Genomic DNA, 16,452 nt, shown 5'->3' with positions numbered 1-16,452 from the left:
AACGTTTGTTTGATGTAGCCTTTAATTTATCCCTTTAATTCTATTGGAATTAAAGGTTTTTTATTGAGCATCAGCATATTTTGGAACCCCAACCTCTTTTTCAGGTAGATCGGAAAAGAAGGAGAGAGAACTATGAATAAGAACAAAGTGAAAAAAACGGTCACACTTGCGATGATGGGAAGCATTTCTTATTTATTGATGCTTTTAAATTTCCCGTTTCCAGGATTCCCGCCTTTTCTCAATGTCGATTTTAGCGACATACCAGCACTGATGGCGGCATTGATTTTCGGTCCGATGGCTGGAATTCTAGTCGAGTTCATTAAAAACCTTTTGGATTTAGTCATGACTGGGACCATGACTGCTGTACCTGTGGGGCATATCGCTAACTTCATAGCCGGAATACTGTTTGTCTTGCCAACTTATTATGTATTTAAGAAAATCAATTCAAAAAAAGGGATGACGTTCGCTTTACTTGCGGGGACAGTTTCCATGGCGGTATTCATGAGTGTTTTAAACTATTTTGTCTTTTTACCGGCATATACCTTCTTTATGGGATGGGATGCAATGTCGGCGCCAGAGTCAAGAAAGTTCGTTACGACGGCAATCTTGCCTTTCAACGTGATTAAAGGCGTGCTCATCACATCTGTATTCATGTTGCTGTTCATTAAATTACAGACATGGATCAATAAACAAACATTATATAAAAATGCTTAACGGCATTGACGATAGAAATGAAAAAACAACCGGATATCCATATTCGGTTGTTTTTTTATGTTTGTTTTTTTGGTATGAGACAAAAGAAAAAGCCATTCTCGATCGAAAATGGCTTGTATCGTTATTCGAATTTTAGTGCGTCTCCGTCAAATGCTTCGTCAGCAACTTTAATGGAATCCGTTGGGCATCCTTCAAATGCATCCATCATGTCGTCTATAAGTACATCTGGAATTTCAACGATTCCCTCGTTATCGTCAAGGGTAACAAATGCAATCCCTTCGTCATCATAATCATATATATCTGGTGCGGCTGCTCCGCAAGCTCCACAAGCTATGCATGTTTCTTTATCCACAATAGTAAATTTAGCCATGAATATAACCCCTCCTAAGTTGTTTAACAACTGATAATCTTTTTATTTCAGATTATTATCTCTTTCTTATTGTAAGACCGAATGCCAAACTTTTCAATAGAAATTGTATTGATAATAACTATCATATAGCTGAATGTCAACGAAAAACATCGAAATAATTAATTTGGTTCTTTCCGTGGTTCGTCATTTAGTCACATATTTTTCCTTGTATTCATCATTAATAACGGCGATTTTTGCAGTTTTTTGTTACAATGGGGTTATTGGTTAAATGAAACAAGGATGTGAGTCCCATGAATAATTATCTACAGGCCATCATTCTATATGCGATAAAAAAATTTCAAGGCGAACGTTCCATTTATGCTATATACCATATGCTGCAGGGTAAGAAATCGTCACAAACAATCCAGGATGCCCATTTATTCGGCTTAACGGATATTTTTGGGACAATACCTCGATTTACCCGTCAGCAATTAAATCAAAACATTGATCATTTACTTAAGCATGAGATGATTAATTTAACGGATAGATTAGATGCGTATGAAATTAGTATGCAAGGTGAGGGAATGTTAGGCGATTACTTTAAAAAATATCCTTTTCCGGCGTATATAAATGGTTGGAAGTATAACAATATAACCCCGGTTTTCTGGGGAAGGTTAAACTTACTCATTCAAACCATATCCCATATTGTCCACAATGAAAGACGTTTTTATCCGATTCAACGAAATCCCAAAATCCAATTCTTCGTAAAGGAATTTTTACATGTCAATCGTCAGGATCGAACGGTGATTGCCCAACATCTATATGATGAACTGGTATTCCTTTTAGAAAGTCAAAGTGATGTGAAACGAGACATTTTCATATTGAGGTTAACCGGAATAAACAGGATTGGACTTACGTTTGAACAGATTGCAAAAAGGAAAGAGGTAGAAGAAGAGTATGTTCGCTTTACATTTCTTGACACATTGCATCAAATGCTTGCGGAAATGGAATCGGGAAAGGATTACCCACTCTTGTCATCATTAACCAATGATTGGAAAAGCAGTGGGAATCCTCAATTGACACAATCTACCAATACAACTTTACGATACATCCAGGAAGGGAAAAATCTGGATGAAATAGCGGGAATCCGCAGATTGAAGGTCAACACCATCGAAGATCACCTCGTAGAAATTGTCTTATCGGAAAAGGATTTTCCGATTTCCGATTATGTATCTATCGAGGATGAGAGGGACATTGCTGAAGCTATTAAGGAACTTGGTACGAAAAAGCTTAAAGCAATCAAGCAGATGGTCGATAATAAACAAATAAGCTTTTTCCAAATAAGACTTGTACTTGCGAAAATAGGTGAGTGATGATGAACATAGAACGGGTCCTCAAAGAAAAATTCGGATTTAATGAATTCCGTCCTGGACAAAAGGAAGTGGTTGAATCATTGATGTCCGGTCGTCATACCTTAGCGATGCTCCCAACCGGATCAGGTAAATCATTATGTTACCAGCTGCCTGCTTATCTCTTAAATAAGACTGTCCTAATTGTCTCCCCGTTATTATCTTTAATGCAGGATCAAGCAGATCAGTTGAAGATGAGGGGCGAAAAAAGTGTATTGACCCTCAACTCTTTTTTGACGCTAAATCAAAAAAGGAAAGCTTTTGACCGGTTACATAGTTATCGTTTTATCTTTTTATCCCCTGAAATGCTAAGCCTGGACGGTGTGATAAAATCCTTGAAGTCCATAGACATAGGTTTATTCGTCATAGATGAAGCACATTGCATCTCACAATGGGGGTATGATTTCCGTCCGGATTATTTGAATTTAGGAGAAGTGAGGCGTGAATTGAACAATCCGTTGACTCTTGCCCTGACGGCAACTGCAACCGATGAGGTCCGGCGGGACATCGTTGGTAAACTCAACATTGGGCAGGTTAAGGAAATGGTCTCATCTGTTGATCGGGAAAATATTGCAATTATTGTCGAGCGGATGTTCAGCTACGATGAGAAGCTAGCCCGTGTGCTGGAACTTGTCAGGAAATTTACCGGAAGCGGAATTATTTATTTTTCCTCTAAAAAAGTGGCGGAATCAGTCACTGGGTTTTTACAGGATAACGGGATCGATAGTGTCAATTATTATCACGGTGGAATGGAACAGGAGCAAAGGATGCTCATTCAGCAGCAATTCATTTCCGGCCAGTTGAAAATTATATGTGCAACAAGTGCTTTTGGAATGGGTGTGAATAAATCGGATGTCAGATATGTTGTCCATTTTCATATCCCGTCCACGATGGAAGCGTATCTTCAGGAGATAGGCAGGGCGGGACGAGATCGGAAACAAAGTGTGGCTGTCTTATTATATAGCGAAGGGGATGAAGGGCTTCCCCTGCATTTGATGGAGCAACAGTTGCCTACGGATTCGCAAATCGATGGTGTATGTTCTTTCCTTAATGCATCACACAAAAATATGGCAAATTTGACCGTCGCTGAAAAAGATCAGCTGTCCCAATCCTTTTCGTTGAACGAAATCCAGCTCCGGTTTTTTACGCAGCTTATCATGGGCAATAACCTAAATCAAATGGAAGAGATGAAAGAGTATTGTCAAAAGAGAAAATCAAGGAATCAGGAAAAGCTGCATAAATTCCTTCACTGGATACGTGCCCAGGAATGTCGCCGTTTAGGGATACTGGACTACTTTGGAGAAATGCAACGGGAAGTGAATCCCATCTGCTGTGATATTTGTGGGTTGGATGTCGAAAAAATGGCTGATGTATGGCCGGAAGTGAAGATGGATCCGGTGAATTCCTTTTCCACTTGGAAAAAGGAATTGGCTTATATCTTATTAAAGAAGGAAAATGGCAATGAAAAATAAGCAAGCTGAAATAATTAAACAACTTACAGATAAACAGTTGCTATATAATTTGTTTCTTACGCAAATTATTCTCTTAACGTTAGCCATCTTTTTAGGTATTATTTTATTTAAAGACCGTTCAGCTTTTTTCGACATATTTATCTTTGATGACCTGAACATTTTGCTAATTGGAATTCCCGCTGGAGTCATTGTCGTGTTATTGGACATATTGTTTATGAAAGTGACACCATCTTCCTATCAGGATGATGGAGGTATTAACGAACGCATTTTCAGTAATTTGTCATACCCGATGATTTTTGCCGTAACTTTAGTGGTTGCGATAAGTGAAGAAGTATTATTCCGCGGAGTGCTGCAAACACATTTTGGTTTGCTTCTTACGAGCCTAATTTTTGCAGCCGTTCATTATCGTTACCTATTTAATTGGTTTTTATTTTTAAATGTTTTGGTTTTGAGCTTCTTTATCGGTTTTCTATTTGAAATGACCAATAATCTCATCGTGACGATAACCGCTCACTTTTTAATTGACTTTATCCTTGGTATTTTAATCAGGAACAAAAAGCGAAGAGGGTTTAGCAAGAAAGGGGGTGACTTGAATGAGCCGAGTGCAAAAGAATGAAAATGAAAACGATCAGGCTGGTGAACTCCGTTCGCGAATTGAACGTCAGAAGGCCAAGTCCTCATTGCCCAAGCGGAGCAAAGTCCACCAGAATAAAAAGAAAAAAAGTAAAGTGAAGAAGTTCCCAATGATACAATTATTAGCATTATTTTTTATTTTACTTCCAATTGGATTTTACACCCTTTATACATATATGCAGGGTAGGCCTGTACCTGATGTGAAAAGTGACCAAGTCGTCTTTAGTGAGGAATCGATTCCAACTACAGCTACTGCAGATGATTTAAAGGAAAAAGAATCGGCAAAGGCTAAAGCGGAGAAAGAAAAAGAAGAAGCTGAGGAAAAAGCCAAAGCACAGCAAATAGCTGAAGAAAAGGCCAAAGCGAAGAAAGAAGCTGAGGAAAAAGCCAAAGCACAGCAAATAGCTGAAGAAAAGGCCAAAGCACAGCGAGAAGCTGAAGAAAAGGCCAAAGCACAGCGAGAAGCTGAAGAAAAGGCCAAAGCACAGCGAGAAGCTGAAGAAAAGGCCAAAGCACAGCGAGAAGCTGAGGAAAAAGCCAAAGCACAGCAAATAGCTGACGAAAAAGCAAAGAAGGCAGAAACAGAAAAGCAAAAGGCTTCCGAAAATGTTCAAGCTGCGAATCCGGATAAAGAGGGATACAAAGTTATCTTACATACTGTTCAAGGTGAAGAAACATTATTTCGTATTTCCATGAATTATTACAAATCACAGGAAGGGATTGCTCTGATCAGGGAGTGGAATGGGCTGAATGGCAATGAAATTTCCAAAGGTCAGGTATTGAAAATTCCTATCAAGAAATAACGATGGCACTCTGTCTTTATAGGCAGGGTGTTTTTAAGATTGTATGACTTAGTTCAGTTTAAAGGTAAACGTGGCAGGTACTTTATCATTTTTTCCTCTGCTTTTTCATATCATGATTTGAAAGAGTAGAGGAGGAAATGCGATGGAATCGACAATCATTTTATTGGATGAGAAAACGGATCAAGCAACAAAGCAAATGCTGCAGAATGTCGTGGATCGAAAGAAAAAATTCGAGGCACTTAAAAAGAAGCACCTTCAAAGCTTATGGGCAACTATGATCGTTGCTGCCCTTTTTATGATTTATCTATATTTTTATATCGTTGTACCCTATTCCTATTCCTTTTTCAGTATGTTTAGTGTTTTCGTCGACCATTTTAGCCATTTTCTCTTTTTGGCGGCAGCAATTGGTTTATATGGATATATGGTATTAATTAAAAAAAAGCTGGACAAAGCTGAAAAGGAGTTTCAACTGCTGCGCTGTGAAATCATTAATAAAAGTAAGCAATTGTGGGAAAAAGAGGAAGAATGGAAAAGTCGCCATAAGGTTTTTGAAATGATGAAGAAGAATTATGATATTAACTTATATCATGAAAATAAATGATGATCGCGTTAAGTCATATTTAATTGCGGGTAATATGGTTTTATGGTTATATGAAAGTACGTTTAGGAAAAGGATGGAAAGAAGGTTTAACTTAGATGTTATGGTTATCTGGATTATTTTTAGTCATCATTATGCTGTCATTTGCCACGATCATTTACATGTGGCGTACGGCTATGCAAGATAGGGTGATTTATCAAGACTTATATTTTAAAGACTTTCCTGAAGGCTTTGGAGATGTCCGGATCTTTTTTATATCCGATCTTCATCGGAGGATCGTTGCGGATAAATTAATTGAGGCATCTCGTGACAAGGCAGATTTGGTGATAATCGGCGGTGACATTAGGGAAAGCGGGGTTCCCTTAGAACGTGTAGAAAAAAATATATTGAAATTAAAAGAACTTGGTCCCCTTTATTTTGTTTGGGGTAATAATGATTATGAGGGAGACTTCCATGAACTGGATGCGACTCTTTTGAAACATGGTGTGAAAATTCTTGATAATACAGCTGTTTCTTTTGAATCTCAAAATGGCAGCAAAATCGCTCTTCTGGGCATTGATGATATATCGGAAGAACGTGATAGGCTTGACCTTGCCCTGTCGGATTGCGAGAGTGAAGACTTCCGTATTTTGGTGAGCCATAATCCATTGGTCAAGAAACAGTTGACCCCGGAACACCATATTAGTCTTGTTCTGTCAGGTCACACCCATGGCGGACAGATTCGTATATTCGGATTCGGGCCCTATCAGATCGGCAGCATTGAAAAAGAGGGGGACTGTTTATATATGACGAGTAATGGTTATGGGACAAGCGAAGTGCCATTAAGGCTCGAGGCAAAGCCAGAAACGCACCTCTTCACCCTGAAAAGGGGGACAGACACTAAAATAGGCGAAGCTGAGGAAAAGATCTATTAGGCTCATATTAATCGAGCATATCGGAATTTTACAGACCATGAAAAATCCACTATAATTTCAACAAATGATCGTACAGTTATTGGAGGCCTTGTAAAACCATGCAAGAAGGTAAATATAATATAAAGGCAGTTTCAAAACTGCTGGACATTCAGTCGGGAACCCTTAGGGCTTGGGAAAGGCGCTATAAATTTATCGAGCCTGTCAGGAATGAATCGGGGCACCGGCTGTATACTGAAAAACATCTGCAAATCCTTAAGTGGCTCATCAATAAAACAAAGCAAGGTTTTACAATAAGCCAAGCCGTTTCACTTCTCGAAAGTACTGGCACTCTAGCTCCTGGAGTTCCTGAAACGAACCGTAAGAATGAACAAGCGATTAAGTTATCGGAAGAATTAATCGAAGCTCTATTGAATTTCAATGAAAATAAAGCTCATATGCTGATAAGTCAAGCATTCAGTATGTATACCATCGAACAAACCATAGTTGATGTACTTGGTTCCATAATGGTTCAGATTGGGGATAAGTGGGAAAGGGGAGAAATTACTTCCGCTCATGAACACTTTGCTTCGAACATCCTGAAATCCAGGATCAGTTCAGTTATGCATACCATTCCGACTAATGGTTTTCTGCCGAAAGCCCTTACTGTTTGTGCTCCCGGTGAAAAACATGAATTTGGACTGTTGGTCTTTACCGTTTTTTTGAAGAGGAAAGGGTATGAAACCATTTATTTAGGTGAATCCATTGCTGATAATGACCTTCTCACCGTTTTAAACATCATAAAACCTACTTACCTATTCATGTCATGTTCACTGAAAGAGAATCTTGATGGAACATTTAGGCTGGTTGAAACATTAATAAAGGATTTCCCGGATTTGAAGGTGGGTCTTGGCGGTGCGGCGCTAAGCTTCATTTCCGAGGAAAACCGTACGGCCTTCAGCGGAGTTTTAATGGGGGACACGCAGTCGAAATGGGAGGAATGGCTGAAAGGTTAGCGACGGCCTGCTTAAGAGAAATAATGGATATGCACCCTGCGACCAAGGCTTCATATGATGTATGAAGATGGTAACCAGGGGGCATTTTTTTATGAAGCTGGAGCGATTAACTAATAATAAAATCAAGATTTTTTTGACCCTTGATGATTTAATTGATAGAGGCATAACAAAAGAAGATATTTTAGGGAATTCCTTAAAGGTCCACAAGCTATTTCAGGATATGGTCGAGGAAGCGTGCGAAGAACTCAGCTTTAAAATGAGTGGTTCCATTGCAATTGAAATTTTCTCTTTGCCTGCACAAGGGTTGATAATCATTGTGACAAAGGATGAAGAGGAATTATTGACCGACGAAGAGGAATTCTTGGATTTACAAGTGAAAATAGATGACTTCCCCCATATCCTGTATGTTTTCAATGACTTTGAAGATATCGTCCAATTATGTCGTAGATTATCTTTTCAAGGATTGCTTAATAGTACTCTTTATCATTTTGAGGGAAGATATTATTTGCTTATCGAAAATGTTAAAGACACGACCTATGACACAGTCATATCTTTAGCGGCTGAGTATGGCCATGCATCTACATTGACACTAAGCCGCATCAATGAATATGGAACATGTATAATCGAAAGTGAAGCGATACATGTTTTGCTCACACATTTTAGCTGATGACAAGGCAGCCACATTATGGTAAAAACAATGTGGTTTGCCTTTTATGTCTCAACTTTCCGCCGAAGAATATATACGCTAAAAGAGTAAGAAAACAGTTGATATGATAACGTTTTCATTTTTAGAATATTTCCAACTTTTAAATTCCCATTTTTACTCTTGCATTAATGTAACGAAGGTGTATACTAGCACATGAAGAGGACTATTTGAACATTATAATTTTATATATGGAGATTTTCTAGGAGGTACTTTCAATGGAATCGGCAAAAGGCAATAGCCATGTAAATGAAGAAGAAAAACACGACGTATTGAGGTCTACCCAAACTGTAATACATAAAGCTTTGGATAAGCTGGGTTACCCGGAAGAAGTTTTTGAGCTGTTGAAGGAACCATTGCGTTTATTAACGGTGAAGATACCGGTCCGCATGGATGATGGCTCGGTTAAAATTTTCACGGGTTACCGTGCACAGCATAACGATGCTGTTGGGCCTACAAAAGGTGGTATCCGTTTTCACCCGAATGTAACGGAACGTGAAGTGAAGGCATTATCCATTTGGATGAGCTTGAAATGCGGTATCGTTGATTTGCCATACGGCGGCGGTAAAGGCGGTATCGTTTGTGATCCTCGTAATATGTCATTCCGTGAACTTGAAAGGCTGAGCCGGGGCTATGTTCGCGCAATTAGCCAAATCGTGGGGCCGACTAAAGATATCCCGGCACCTGATGTATTTACGAATTCCCAAATCATGGCTTGGATGATGGATGAATACAGCCGTATGGATGAATTCAACTCGCCAGGATTCATTACGGGTAAACCGCTAGTGCTTGGTGGTTCTCATGGCCGTGAATCAGCCACTGCCAAGGGTGTGACAATTTGTATCAATGAAGCTGCCAAGAAACGCGGCATCGATATTAAAGGTGCACGGGTAGTCATTCAAGGTTTTGGTAACGCAGGTAGTTTCTTAGCTAAATTCATGCATGATGCAGGTGCTAAAGTTATTGGGATTTCTGATGCATATGGTGCTCTTCATGATCCTGAAGGATTGGATATCGATTATCTTCTCGATCGGAGAGATAGTTTCGGAACTGTAACGAAATTGTTTAAAACCACAATTTCAAATAAAGAACTGCTTGAATTGGAATGTGATATTTTAGTTCCAGCTGCAATTGAAAACCAAATCACTGAAGAAAATGCTGCTGATATCAAAGCATCGATCGTTGTCGAGGCAGCTAACGGACCTACAACGATTGAAGCGACACAAATCCTGACGGATCGCGGAATCCTACTTGTTCCTGATGTCCTTGCTTCTGCTGGCGGTGTAACGGTTTCTTACTTCGAATGGGTACAAAATAATCAAGGGTATTACTGGTCTGAAGAGGAAGTTGACGAAAAGCTGGAAAAAATCCTTGTAAAATCTTTTAATAACATTTATGAACTTGCACAATCAAGACGTGTTGATATGCGTCTAGCAGCTTATATGATTGGCGTAAGAAAAATGGCTGAAGCTTCTCGCTTCCGTGGTTGGATCTAAAAGATTCAAATCAAGTATTTATTTATAGTTAAATCATGTTCATTGCATTATCATTGAAATGATTTGTAAAAACTCCTATCATGTATTGATAGGAGTTTTTATTTTTTAGACGAACGAATTACATAGTGCATGGAAAGGCAGTGGAATAAAGATGAATGTTGAAGAAGTCATTATCATAGGTGGGGGCCCTTGCGGATTGGCTGCTGCGATCGCTCTTAAAGAAGTGGGAATACAGTCCTTGGTCATTGAAAAAGGCAATGTGGTTGATTCCATTTACCGTTATCCGACACATCAAACATTTTTCAGCTCGAGTGAAAAACTTGAGATTGGTGATATTGCTTTTATAATCGAAAACCGTAAGCCGGTCCGCAATCAGGCGCTAGCCTATTATAGGGAGGTAGTCAGAAGGAAGGAATTGCGGGTCAATAAATTCGAAAAAGTGGAAAAGGTGGAGAAACGTGAAGATGGGAAGTTTTTAGTCAAAACATCCAAAGGGGAGTATACAGCTTTGCATGTGATCATATCGACCGGTTACTATGATCATCCTAATTATATGTGCATACCGGGTGAACAGCTCCCTAAAGTGTTTCATTACTTCAAGGAGGGCCATCCCTACTTCAATTGTGATGTTGCAGTCATCGGGGGCAAAAACTCAAGTGTGGATGCAGCTCTGGAATTGGTCAAATCAGGTGCAAGGGTTTCAGTCCTTTATAGAGGATCGGAGTACTCTCCAAGTATCAAACCTTGGATTCTTCCTGAATTTGAATCATTAGTCCGCAATGGAACCATCAAGATGGAATTTAATGCAAATGTTGACAGGATAACGGAAGACAGCGTCATCTATCATGTGGGGGATGAGGAAAAAGTCATTAAAAATGATTTTGTATTTGCAATGACTGGTTACCATCCTGACCATTCCTTTTTAGCTTCAATGGGCATTACTATTGATAAGGAGACTGGAAGGCCCGCATATAACGAGGAAACGATGGAGACGAACGTTAAAGGTCTTTATATTGCAGGGGTTCTGGCAGCCGGAAATAATGCGAACGAAATCTTCATCGAGAACGGCAGGTTTCATGGTGGATTGATTGCCTATCATTTGGCTGTTAAAGAAAAGTGAATTATTTAAATGAGGAGCAGTGACCGTATGGAAAAAATATCATTAATAACCACTGGTGGGACTATTGCCAGTAAAGAAACTGTGAATGGTATGTTGGCCTCTGGTGCATTGACTGGCCATGAGTTGGCAGCACTTTGCGAATTGCCCAAAGATATCGAGGTTAAAGTGGTTGATCTTTTCCAGATTTCAAGCATGTCCATGTCCTTTGAAAAAATGCTACAGCTTAAATCAGCCATTCAAAAGGAATTGGACGATCCAGATGTTACGGGAATCGTCGTGACCCACGGTACGGATACACTTGAGGAGACGGCTTATTTCCTTGATGTCACGAGTAAGGATCAACGACCTATCGTATTAACCGGCTCCCAGCGTTCTCCTCATGAGGTGGGCACCGATGTATATTCCAATCTAAGGAATTCGATTTTATGCGCTGCGAGTGATCTTATTAGGGATGTTGGTGTAGTGGTTGTTTTTAATGAGCGGATCTATTCTGCAAAGTACGTCAAAAAAGTTCATGCTTCCAATTTGCAGGGGTTCGAATCTTTTGGTTATGGATATTTGGGGATAATTGACAATGATGTCGTTAGCATCTATCAAAAACCTTTACATAGGGAGTGTTATGAAATTCAGAATCTTATCCCAAGGGTGGATATCATCAAGTGCCATACAGGCTCTGATGGCCTCTTTATTGATGCTGCGGTTGCAAACGGTGCGAAAGGCATTGTGCTCGAAGGTGTAGGAAGGGGACAAGTTACCCCTGTAATGGTAACTTCCATACAAGCTGCAATCGATGAAGGAATTACGATCATCATGACCACAAGTGCAGAAGAAGGAAAAGTTTACCCCGCATATGATTATGAAGGCAGCGCATTTGATTTAAAACAACGCGGTGTGATATTAGGTGCTGATTATGACAGCAAGAAGGCTCGAATCAAGTTAGCTGTCATGCTGGCAAGCGAAAACCTTATAGATGAGACCTTCTTTAAGAACTGAAGGATAAAATAAAATTTGGAAGACTTGATTCTTGGATTCAGTTTTTCTTCATTCCATGGTACGATTAAGGAAATGAAGATGAAAAGAGGGTCAGCTAATGCTGGTCATGTTGTCAGCGGCTATTGCGCCAGGATTGGCGCTACTGAGCTATTTCTATTTGAAAGATCAATATGAAACCGAACCGATATCGGTTGTGGTCAAAACTTTTTTATTCGGTGTATTTCTTGTATTGCCGATTATGTTCATACAGTATGTGCTCGAAACCGAACATATCCTGGATACTGATTTAGCAAATGCTTTTTTATGGGCTGCACTGCTTGAGGAATTCTTCAAGTGGTTCATACTCATTTATGTTATTTATCAGCATGTGGCATTCGATGAGCCATATGATGGGATTGTTTACGGAGCCGCAGTTTCCCTTGGTTTCGCCACAATGGAGAATATTTTGTACCTGTTGGCCAACGGGGTGGAACACGCTTTTCTTAGGGCGGTACTACCTGTATCCAGTCATGCTTTGTTCGGTGTGATCATGGGATATTATTTGGGCAAGGCGAAATTTTCGGCTTCGAATAATAGAGTCTATTTATTATTGGCATTGATCATACCGATTTCGTTACATGGGGTTTACGATTATATTTTAGTTTCCCAAAAATTTTGGGTGTACTTTATTATGCCATTCATGATTTATCTATGGTGGTTAGGCATGAAAAAAGTAAAGAAAGCACGTTTGTTGTCTGACTTTCACGCAAAAAAACTTTCACAAAATCATTACCTTAGCAAATGACGAATACTATCAAAACGGAGTGCTGGCATATTTTGCCCGCTCCGTTTTTTTTATGTTGGGAATAAAAAAACCCGTAAAGAAGAAAATAGAATTACATTAATTCAAGAAAAAGAGGAGTGTTTTTGATGAAAGGAATTTCGTCAAAATGGAAATGGCTTTTGCTGTTTTCGTGTATAACTATTTGTTTCGTAATTTACCCGGAAACAAGATCAAATGCCTTTTCGGGCCAAGTCATTCAAAAAGGTGCGGTTGGAGATGATGTAATTGAACTGCAGGCACGCCTGCAAAACATCGGTTACTATAATGGAAAGATTGATGGAGCCTATGGATGGGGCACTTATTGGGCACTTCGAAACTTTCAACAAGATTTCGGGCTTCCAATCGATGGTTTGGCGGGTACAACAACAAAACAGAAGTTGACGAATGCGTCTAATTTCAATAAACAATTTGTTCACGAACAGATCAATAAAGGGAACGAGTTCACCTATTATGGGGGAGTCCCCATTGAAAAACAGGTAAAAGCGAAAGGAAATAAATCTACTTCCGGAGGGGCCGCTACCGGTAAGGCCCCTTCCAAAACTACGACATCAGCCAATCTTCCAGGAGGGTATTCTCAAAACGATATTCAGCTGATGGCCAATGCCGTTTATGGAGAGGCGCGAGGGGAGCCATATACTGGTCAGGTTGCTGTTGCAGCAGTAATTCTGAATAGAGTGGAAAGTGCTGCCTTTCCTAATACCATTTCGGGAGTGATTTTTGAACCTGGGGCCTTTACGGCTGTTGCGGATGGGCAGATTTGGCTGACACCGAACGAAAGGGCGAAAGAAGCCGTGGTGGACGCCATCAACGGGTGGGATCCAAGCGGTAATGCAGAATATTACTTTAATCCCGATACAGCAACAAGCAAATGGATCTGGTCAAGGGAACAAATTAAAAGAATCGGAAAACATATTTTTTGTAAGTAAAGAGGTGAAGGGAAATGATCAGGAATATAGTGATTGCCCTGCTGGTTGTAGTTGTTGCGGGAACTGCATTCTGGGGCTATCAAGAACATAAGGAAAAAAATGCAGTATTAATCAACGCGGAAAATACGTATCAGCGAGCCTTTCATGATTTAAGCTATCAAGTGGATATATTGCATGATAAGGTAGGCAGTACTTTGGCTATGAATTCACGTTATTCATTAAGTCCGGCTTTAACAGATGTTTGGCGTATCACTTCCGAAGCCCAAAGTGATGTCGGGCAGTTGCCACTGACCTTGCTTCCTTTTAATAAGACGGAGGAATTTTTATCCAAAATTGCGGACTTCAGTTATAAAACAGCGGTACGTGACCTTGAAAAAGAACCATTGAATGATAAGGAATATGCGACTCTCCAATCCTTATACACACAGGCCGGGGACATCCAGGACGAGTTAAGAAAAGTGCAGTATCTAGTCCTTAAAAACAATTTAAGATGGATGGATGTCGAAATGGCTCTTGCATCAGGGAAAGAAAATTCTGATAACACGATCATCGACGGATTAAAGACTGTGGAGAAAAAAGTATCTGGGTACGGGGAAACGAATGAGATGAATCCGACCTTTACTTCTGCACAACAGAGGGATGAAAATTTCAAAAATTTGCAAGGTAAAATCATTACAAAAGAAGAAGCAATTGCCACGGCAAAAAACTATGCACACTCAAAAAGCAAGAATTTGAAGGTGAATGTGGAAGAGAACGGAAAAGGTTCCGATTTTGGATTTTATAGTGTGAGCATCCTCGATAAAGATTCCGATACCGAATTGAATATGGATTTGACAAAAAAAGGCGGCTATCCCATTTGGTATATCAATAATAGGGACGTGAACAAAACAAATATTGATTTGAATCAAGCCTATACAAAAGCCGAAGAATTTTTAAAGGAACATGATTTCAGTTCACTTGATTTATTTGAAAGTGCTCAATACGATAATATCGCATTATTGAATTTTGTAACATCAGAAAATGGCGTCAAGATTTATCCAGATTCAGTAAAGGTCAAAATTGCATTGGATGATGGATCCGTTATAGGGTTTTCAGCCGACGAGTATTTAAAATCACATAAAACCAGGGAAATAGGGAATCCGAATATATCCGAGAAAGAAGCTAAAGACAAAATCAACAATAATGTTAAAATAATGGAAGAAGGAAAGGCGTTAATCATCAATGATATCGGTGAAGAAGTTCTTTGTTATGAATTTCTCGGTACGATTAAAGATGATACCTACCGTATTTTCATTAATGCAGATACCGGTCAAGAAGAAAAGGTGGAAAAATTAAAGAATTCCGAACCGGTATACGAGAATATAATTTAATTTAAACTATGATCGTGAATCATTAGTTGTAGGGGAATGTGCTTAGTCACTTTCCCTTTTTCTTATTTCATGACATAATAAATTAAATGATTATTGGATTATTTGGGAAAATCATAGGTAATATTATGCAGTTCCCTTCCGGTCAAAAAGGACGTGGACGATGATGGTCAAAATTGGGGATATATTAATGCTTGAACCGAAATACTCACAACAGAAAGAAAAGTTCAATTGTATGGTTGTCGAAATGGGACCAGGTTATGTCTATACCGACTTTCCCATTAATGTAGGGACTGGAAAGATTGCATTTCTCATGGATGGGACACAGTTCAACGTCACATTTTCCAATGAAGAGCAGGCAGTTTATGTATTCGATTCAGAATTGCTTGGAAAAGTGAAAGGTAGAATACCCATGATGCAGTTATTGCTGCCCGAAGCAGAAACGTTTGTGAAAATCCAACGGAGGCAATACGTGCGCCTGGATGTAACCTTGGATACAGCCATTCATCCAGAACATTCCGAGTTTACCCCTTTTCGCGCATTAACGGAGGATATCAGTGCAGGCGGAGCTTCGATAAGACTTTTAAAAGGCACTGATATTCAATCGGTTTCGCAATTATACCTATGGGTGGCGCTTACGTTAAAATCAGGTGGGATTCATTATTTAAGGCTGAAAAGCAAAGTCATTCGCGTAACGGAGAAAAAGCATGGAAATATGCTGCTGCACGTCCAATTTCTTGAACCTGCAAAAAATGATGTACAGACATTAATGAGATTTATATTTGAAAAGCAGGTGGATTTAAAGAAAAAAGGCTTGTATGTTTAACATGATTGAATGAAAAACAGCGATTCCATCCATACTGCTAATATAAACGGATGGAGGGTGCGGCTTATGAAAACATTTGAAAGACTATTAATTAAAGTGATCATCATCCAATTGGCCTGCTTATTTGTTTTCCAGTTCCTTTTGAGCAGGGAGGATCAAATCTTTGATTTGACCAAGCTCTCAAGGTATGAAGGTGTCACCAGCAATAATTATACGAAAATCATTGAAACATTCAATGGGACCCAAAAGTAAAAGCGGTGATCCGCTTTTTTTGTATGAAGATTTACAGGTAAAGGATAACGTTGATGGCTGTA

At 39.4% G+C, this 16,452-nt stretch carries 18 protein-coding genes; 17 read left to right on the top strand and 1 reads right to left on the bottom strand.

Annotated elements, in window-relative coordinates; genetic code table 11:
• Nucleotides 1–132 precede the first annotated feature (132 nt).
• The gene (locus N0M92_RS12690; RefSeq protein ID WP_192205378.1) at nucleotides 133–714 is read left to right on the top strand and encodes an ECF transporter S component; all 582 of its coding nucleotides are present in this window, start codon (nucleotides 133–135) and stop codon (nucleotides 712–714) included.
• A gap of 121 nt (nucleotides 715–835) precedes the next feature.
• Here N0M92_RS12690 and N0M92_RS12685 read toward each other — a convergent pair whose 3' ends face one another.
• Complete coding sequence (locus tag N0M92_RS12685; RefSeq protein WP_034308087.1) at nucleotides 836–1,084, bottom strand: ferredoxin; 249 nt, start codon at nucleotides 1,082–1,084, stop codon at nucleotides 836–838.
• A gap of 290 nt (nucleotides 1,085–1,374) precedes the next feature.
• Between N0M92_RS12685 and N0M92_RS12680 the strand changes: the two genes are divergently transcribed.
• From N0M92_RS12680 to N0M92_RS12605, 16 genes are all read left to right on the top strand, one after another.
• Entirely contained in the window at nucleotides 1,375–2,436 is a 1,062-nt protein-coding gene (locus tag N0M92_RS12680; protein WP_260286066.1) for a helix-turn-helix domain-containing protein, read from the top strand.
• A 2-nt stretch (nucleotides 2,437–2,438) separates the two neighbouring features.
• Nucleotides 2,439–3,944 (top strand): RecQ family ATP-dependent DNA helicase, encoded by a 1,506-nt coding sequence (locus N0M92_RS12675; protein WP_260286065.1) that lies wholly within the window; start codon nucleotides 2,439–2,441, stop codon nucleotides 3,942–3,944.
• Nucleotides 3,934–4,560 carry a CPBP family intramembrane glutamic endopeptidase gene (locus N0M92_RS12670; protein WP_260286064.1) on the top strand — a complete coding sequence of 209 codons (627 nt, stop codon included), beginning with the start codon at nucleotides 3,934–3,936 and terminating at the stop codon, nucleotides 4,558–4,560. Before N0M92_RS12675 ends, N0M92_RS12670 begins: the two co-directional genes overlap by 11 nt.
• Nucleotides 4,538–5,380, top strand: coding sequence for a LysM peptidoglycan-binding domain-containing protein (locus tag N0M92_RS12665; protein WP_260286063.1), 843 nt, complete (start codon nucleotides 4,538–4,540; stop codon nucleotides 5,378–5,380). The genes N0M92_RS12670 and N0M92_RS12665 overlap by 23 nt, the downstream gene beginning before the upstream one ends.
• 142 nt (nucleotides 5,381–5,522) lie before the next feature.
• Nucleotides 5,523–5,981: a YpbF family protein gene (locus tag N0M92_RS12660; protein ID WP_063233188.1), complete on the top strand. Its 459-nt coding sequence runs from the start codon at nucleotides 5,523–5,525 to the stop codon at nucleotides 5,979–5,981.
• 95 nt (nucleotides 5,982–6,076) lie between these two features.
• The gene (locus N0M92_RS12655; protein WP_260286060.1) at nucleotides 6,077–6,892 is read left to right on the top strand and encodes a metallophosphoesterase; all 816 of its coding nucleotides are present in this window, start codon (nucleotides 6,077–6,079) and stop codon (nucleotides 6,890–6,892) included.
• 98 nt (nucleotides 6,893–6,990) lie between these two features.
• Complete coding sequence (locus N0M92_RS12650) at nucleotides 6,991–7,884, top strand: MerR family transcriptional regulator (RefSeq protein WP_260286058.1); 894 nt, start codon at nucleotides 6,991–6,993, stop codon at nucleotides 7,882–7,884.
• Between the two features lie 91 nt (nucleotides 7,885–7,975).
• The gene (locus tag N0M92_RS12645; RefSeq protein ID WP_260286056.1) at nucleotides 7,976–8,551 is read left to right on the top strand and encodes a genetic competence negative regulator; all 576 of its coding nucleotides are present in this window, start codon (nucleotides 7,976–7,978) and stop codon (nucleotides 8,549–8,551) included.
• A 254-nt stretch (nucleotides 8,552–8,805) separates the two neighbouring features.
• Nucleotides 8,806–10,083 carry a Glu/Leu/Phe/Val family dehydrogenase gene (locus N0M92_RS12640; RefSeq protein WP_192205370.1) on the top strand — a complete coding sequence of 426 codons (1,278 nt, stop codon included), beginning with the start codon at nucleotides 8,806–8,808 and terminating at the stop codon, nucleotides 10,081–10,083.
• A 151-nt stretch (nucleotides 10,084–10,234) separates the two neighbouring features.
• A complete protein-coding gene (locus N0M92_RS12635) occupies nucleotides 10,235–11,203 on the top strand; it encodes a YpdA family putative bacillithiol disulfide reductase (RefSeq protein ID WP_260286055.1) in 969 nt (322 codons plus the stop codon).
• 27 nt (nucleotides 11,204–11,230) lie between these two features.
• Nucleotides 11,231–12,196 (top strand): asparaginase, encoded by a 966-nt coding sequence (locus N0M92_RS12630; protein WP_260286054.1) that lies wholly within the window; start codon nucleotides 11,231–11,233, stop codon nucleotides 12,194–12,196.
• Between the two features lie 97 nt (nucleotides 12,197–12,293).
• Nucleotides 12,294–12,980 (top strand): glutamic-type intramembrane protease PrsW, encoded by a 687-nt coding sequence (prsW, locus tag N0M92_RS12625; RefSeq protein ID WP_192205367.1) that lies wholly within the window; start codon nucleotides 12,294–12,296, stop codon nucleotides 12,978–12,980.
• Between the two features lie 134 nt (nucleotides 12,981–13,114).
• Nucleotides 13,115–13,945 (top strand): spore cortex-lytic enzyme, encoded by an 831-nt coding sequence (gene sleB / locus N0M92_RS12620; protein ID WP_397443846.1) that lies wholly within the window; start codon nucleotides 13,115–13,117, stop codon nucleotides 13,943–13,945.
• Nucleotides 13,946–13,959: 14 nt separating this feature from the next.
• The gene (gene ypeB / locus N0M92_RS12615; RefSeq protein WP_260286052.1) at nucleotides 13,960–15,315 is read left to right on the top strand and encodes a germination protein YpeB; all 1,356 of its coding nucleotides are present in this window, start codon (nucleotides 13,960–13,962) and stop codon (nucleotides 15,313–15,315) included.
• Between the two features lie 160 nt (nucleotides 15,316–15,475).
• On the top strand, nucleotides 15,476–16,138 hold the full coding sequence (locus N0M92_RS12610; RefSeq protein ID WP_260286051.1) for a flagellar brake protein: 663 nt from the start codon (nucleotides 15,476–15,478) through the stop codon (nucleotides 16,136–16,138).
• Between the two features lie 66 nt (nucleotides 16,139–16,204).
• The gene (locus tag N0M92_RS12605) at nucleotides 16,205–16,390 is read left to right on the top strand and encodes a YpfB family protein (RefSeq protein ID WP_192205363.1); all 186 of its coding nucleotides are present in this window, start codon (nucleotides 16,205–16,207) and stop codon (nucleotides 16,388–16,390) included.
• Nucleotides 16,391–16,452 lie beyond the last annotated feature (62 nt).

Origin of the sequence: Peribacillus aracenensis (genome assembly GCF_025175645.1) — a bacterium.
In the GTDB taxonomy this organism is placed as follows: Bacteria; Bacillota; Bacilli; order Bacillales; family DSM-1321; genus Peribacillus; species Peribacillus aracenensis.
The sequence above is the reverse complement of the archived record's forward strand: the minus strand, read 5'-3'. Positions and strand labels throughout refer to the sequence as shown.

What these genes read in the sequence shown, in the direction of transcription:
- ypeB (WP_260286052.1), top strand. Translation starts at nt 13,960, where the DNA reads ATGATCAGGAATATAGTGATTGCCCTGCTGGTTGTAGTTGTTGCGGGA.
- N0M92_RS12655 (WP_260286060.1), top strand. Translation starts at nt 6,077, where the DNA reads ATGTTATGGTTATCTGGATTATTTTTAGTCATCATTATGCTGTCATTT.
- prsW (WP_192205367.1), top strand. Translation starts at nt 12,294, where the DNA reads ATGCTGGTCATGTTGTCAGCGGCTATTGCGCCAGGATTGGCGCTACTG.
- N0M92_RS12605 (WP_192205363.1), top strand. Translation starts at nt 16,205, where the DNA reads ATGAAAACATTTGAAAGACTATTAATTAAAGTGATCATCATCCAATTG.
- N0M92_RS12670 (WP_260286064.1), top strand. Translation starts at nt 3,934, where the DNA reads ATGAAAAATAAGCAAGCTGAAATAATTAAACAACTTACAGATAAACAG.
- N0M92_RS12665 (WP_260286063.1), top strand. Translation starts at nt 4,538, where the DNA reads ATGAGCCGAGTGCAAAAGAATGAAAATGAAAACGATCAGGCTGGTGAA.
- N0M92_RS12610 (WP_260286051.1), top strand. Translation starts at nt 15,476, where the DNA reads ATGATGGTCAAAATTGGGGATATATTAATGCTTGAACCGAAATACTCA.
- N0M92_RS12635 (WP_260286055.1), top strand. Translation starts at nt 10,235, where the DNA reads ATGAATGTTGAAGAAGTCATTATCATAGGTGGGGGCCCTTGCGGATTG.
- N0M92_RS12645 (WP_260286056.1), top strand. Translation starts at nt 7,976, where the DNA reads ATGAAGCTGGAGCGATTAACTAATAATAAAATCAAGATTTTTTTGACC.
- N0M92_RS12650 (WP_260286058.1), top strand. Translation starts at nt 6,991, where the DNA reads ATGCAAGAAGGTAAATATAATATAAAGGCAGTTTCAAAACTGCTGGAC.
- N0M92_RS12640 (WP_192205370.1), top strand. Translation starts at nt 8,806, where the DNA reads ATGGAATCGGCAAAAGGCAATAGCCATGTAAATGAAGAAGAAAAACAC.
- N0M92_RS12660 (WP_063233188.1), top strand. Translation starts at nt 5,523, where the DNA reads ATGGAATCGACAATCATTTTATTGGATGAGAAAACGGATCAAGCAACA.
- N0M92_RS12675 (WP_260286065.1), top strand. Translation starts at nt 2,439, where the DNA reads ATGAACATAGAACGGGTCCTCAAAGAAAAATTCGGATTTAATGAATTC.
- N0M92_RS12685 (WP_034308087.1), bottom strand. Translation starts at nt 1,084, where the DNA reads ATGGCTAAATTTACTATTGTGGATAAAGAAACATGCATAGCTTGTGGA.
- N0M92_RS12690 (WP_192205378.1), top strand. Translation starts at nt 133, where the DNA reads ATGAATAAGAACAAAGTGAAAAAAACGGTCACACTTGCGATGATGGGA.
- N0M92_RS12680 (WP_260286066.1), top strand. Translation starts at nt 1,375, where the DNA reads ATGAATAATTATCTACAGGCCATCATTCTATATGCGATAAAAAAATTT.
- N0M92_RS12630 (WP_260286054.1), top strand. Translation starts at nt 11,231, where the DNA reads ATGGAAAAAATATCATTAATAACCACTGGTGGGACTATTGCCAGTAAA.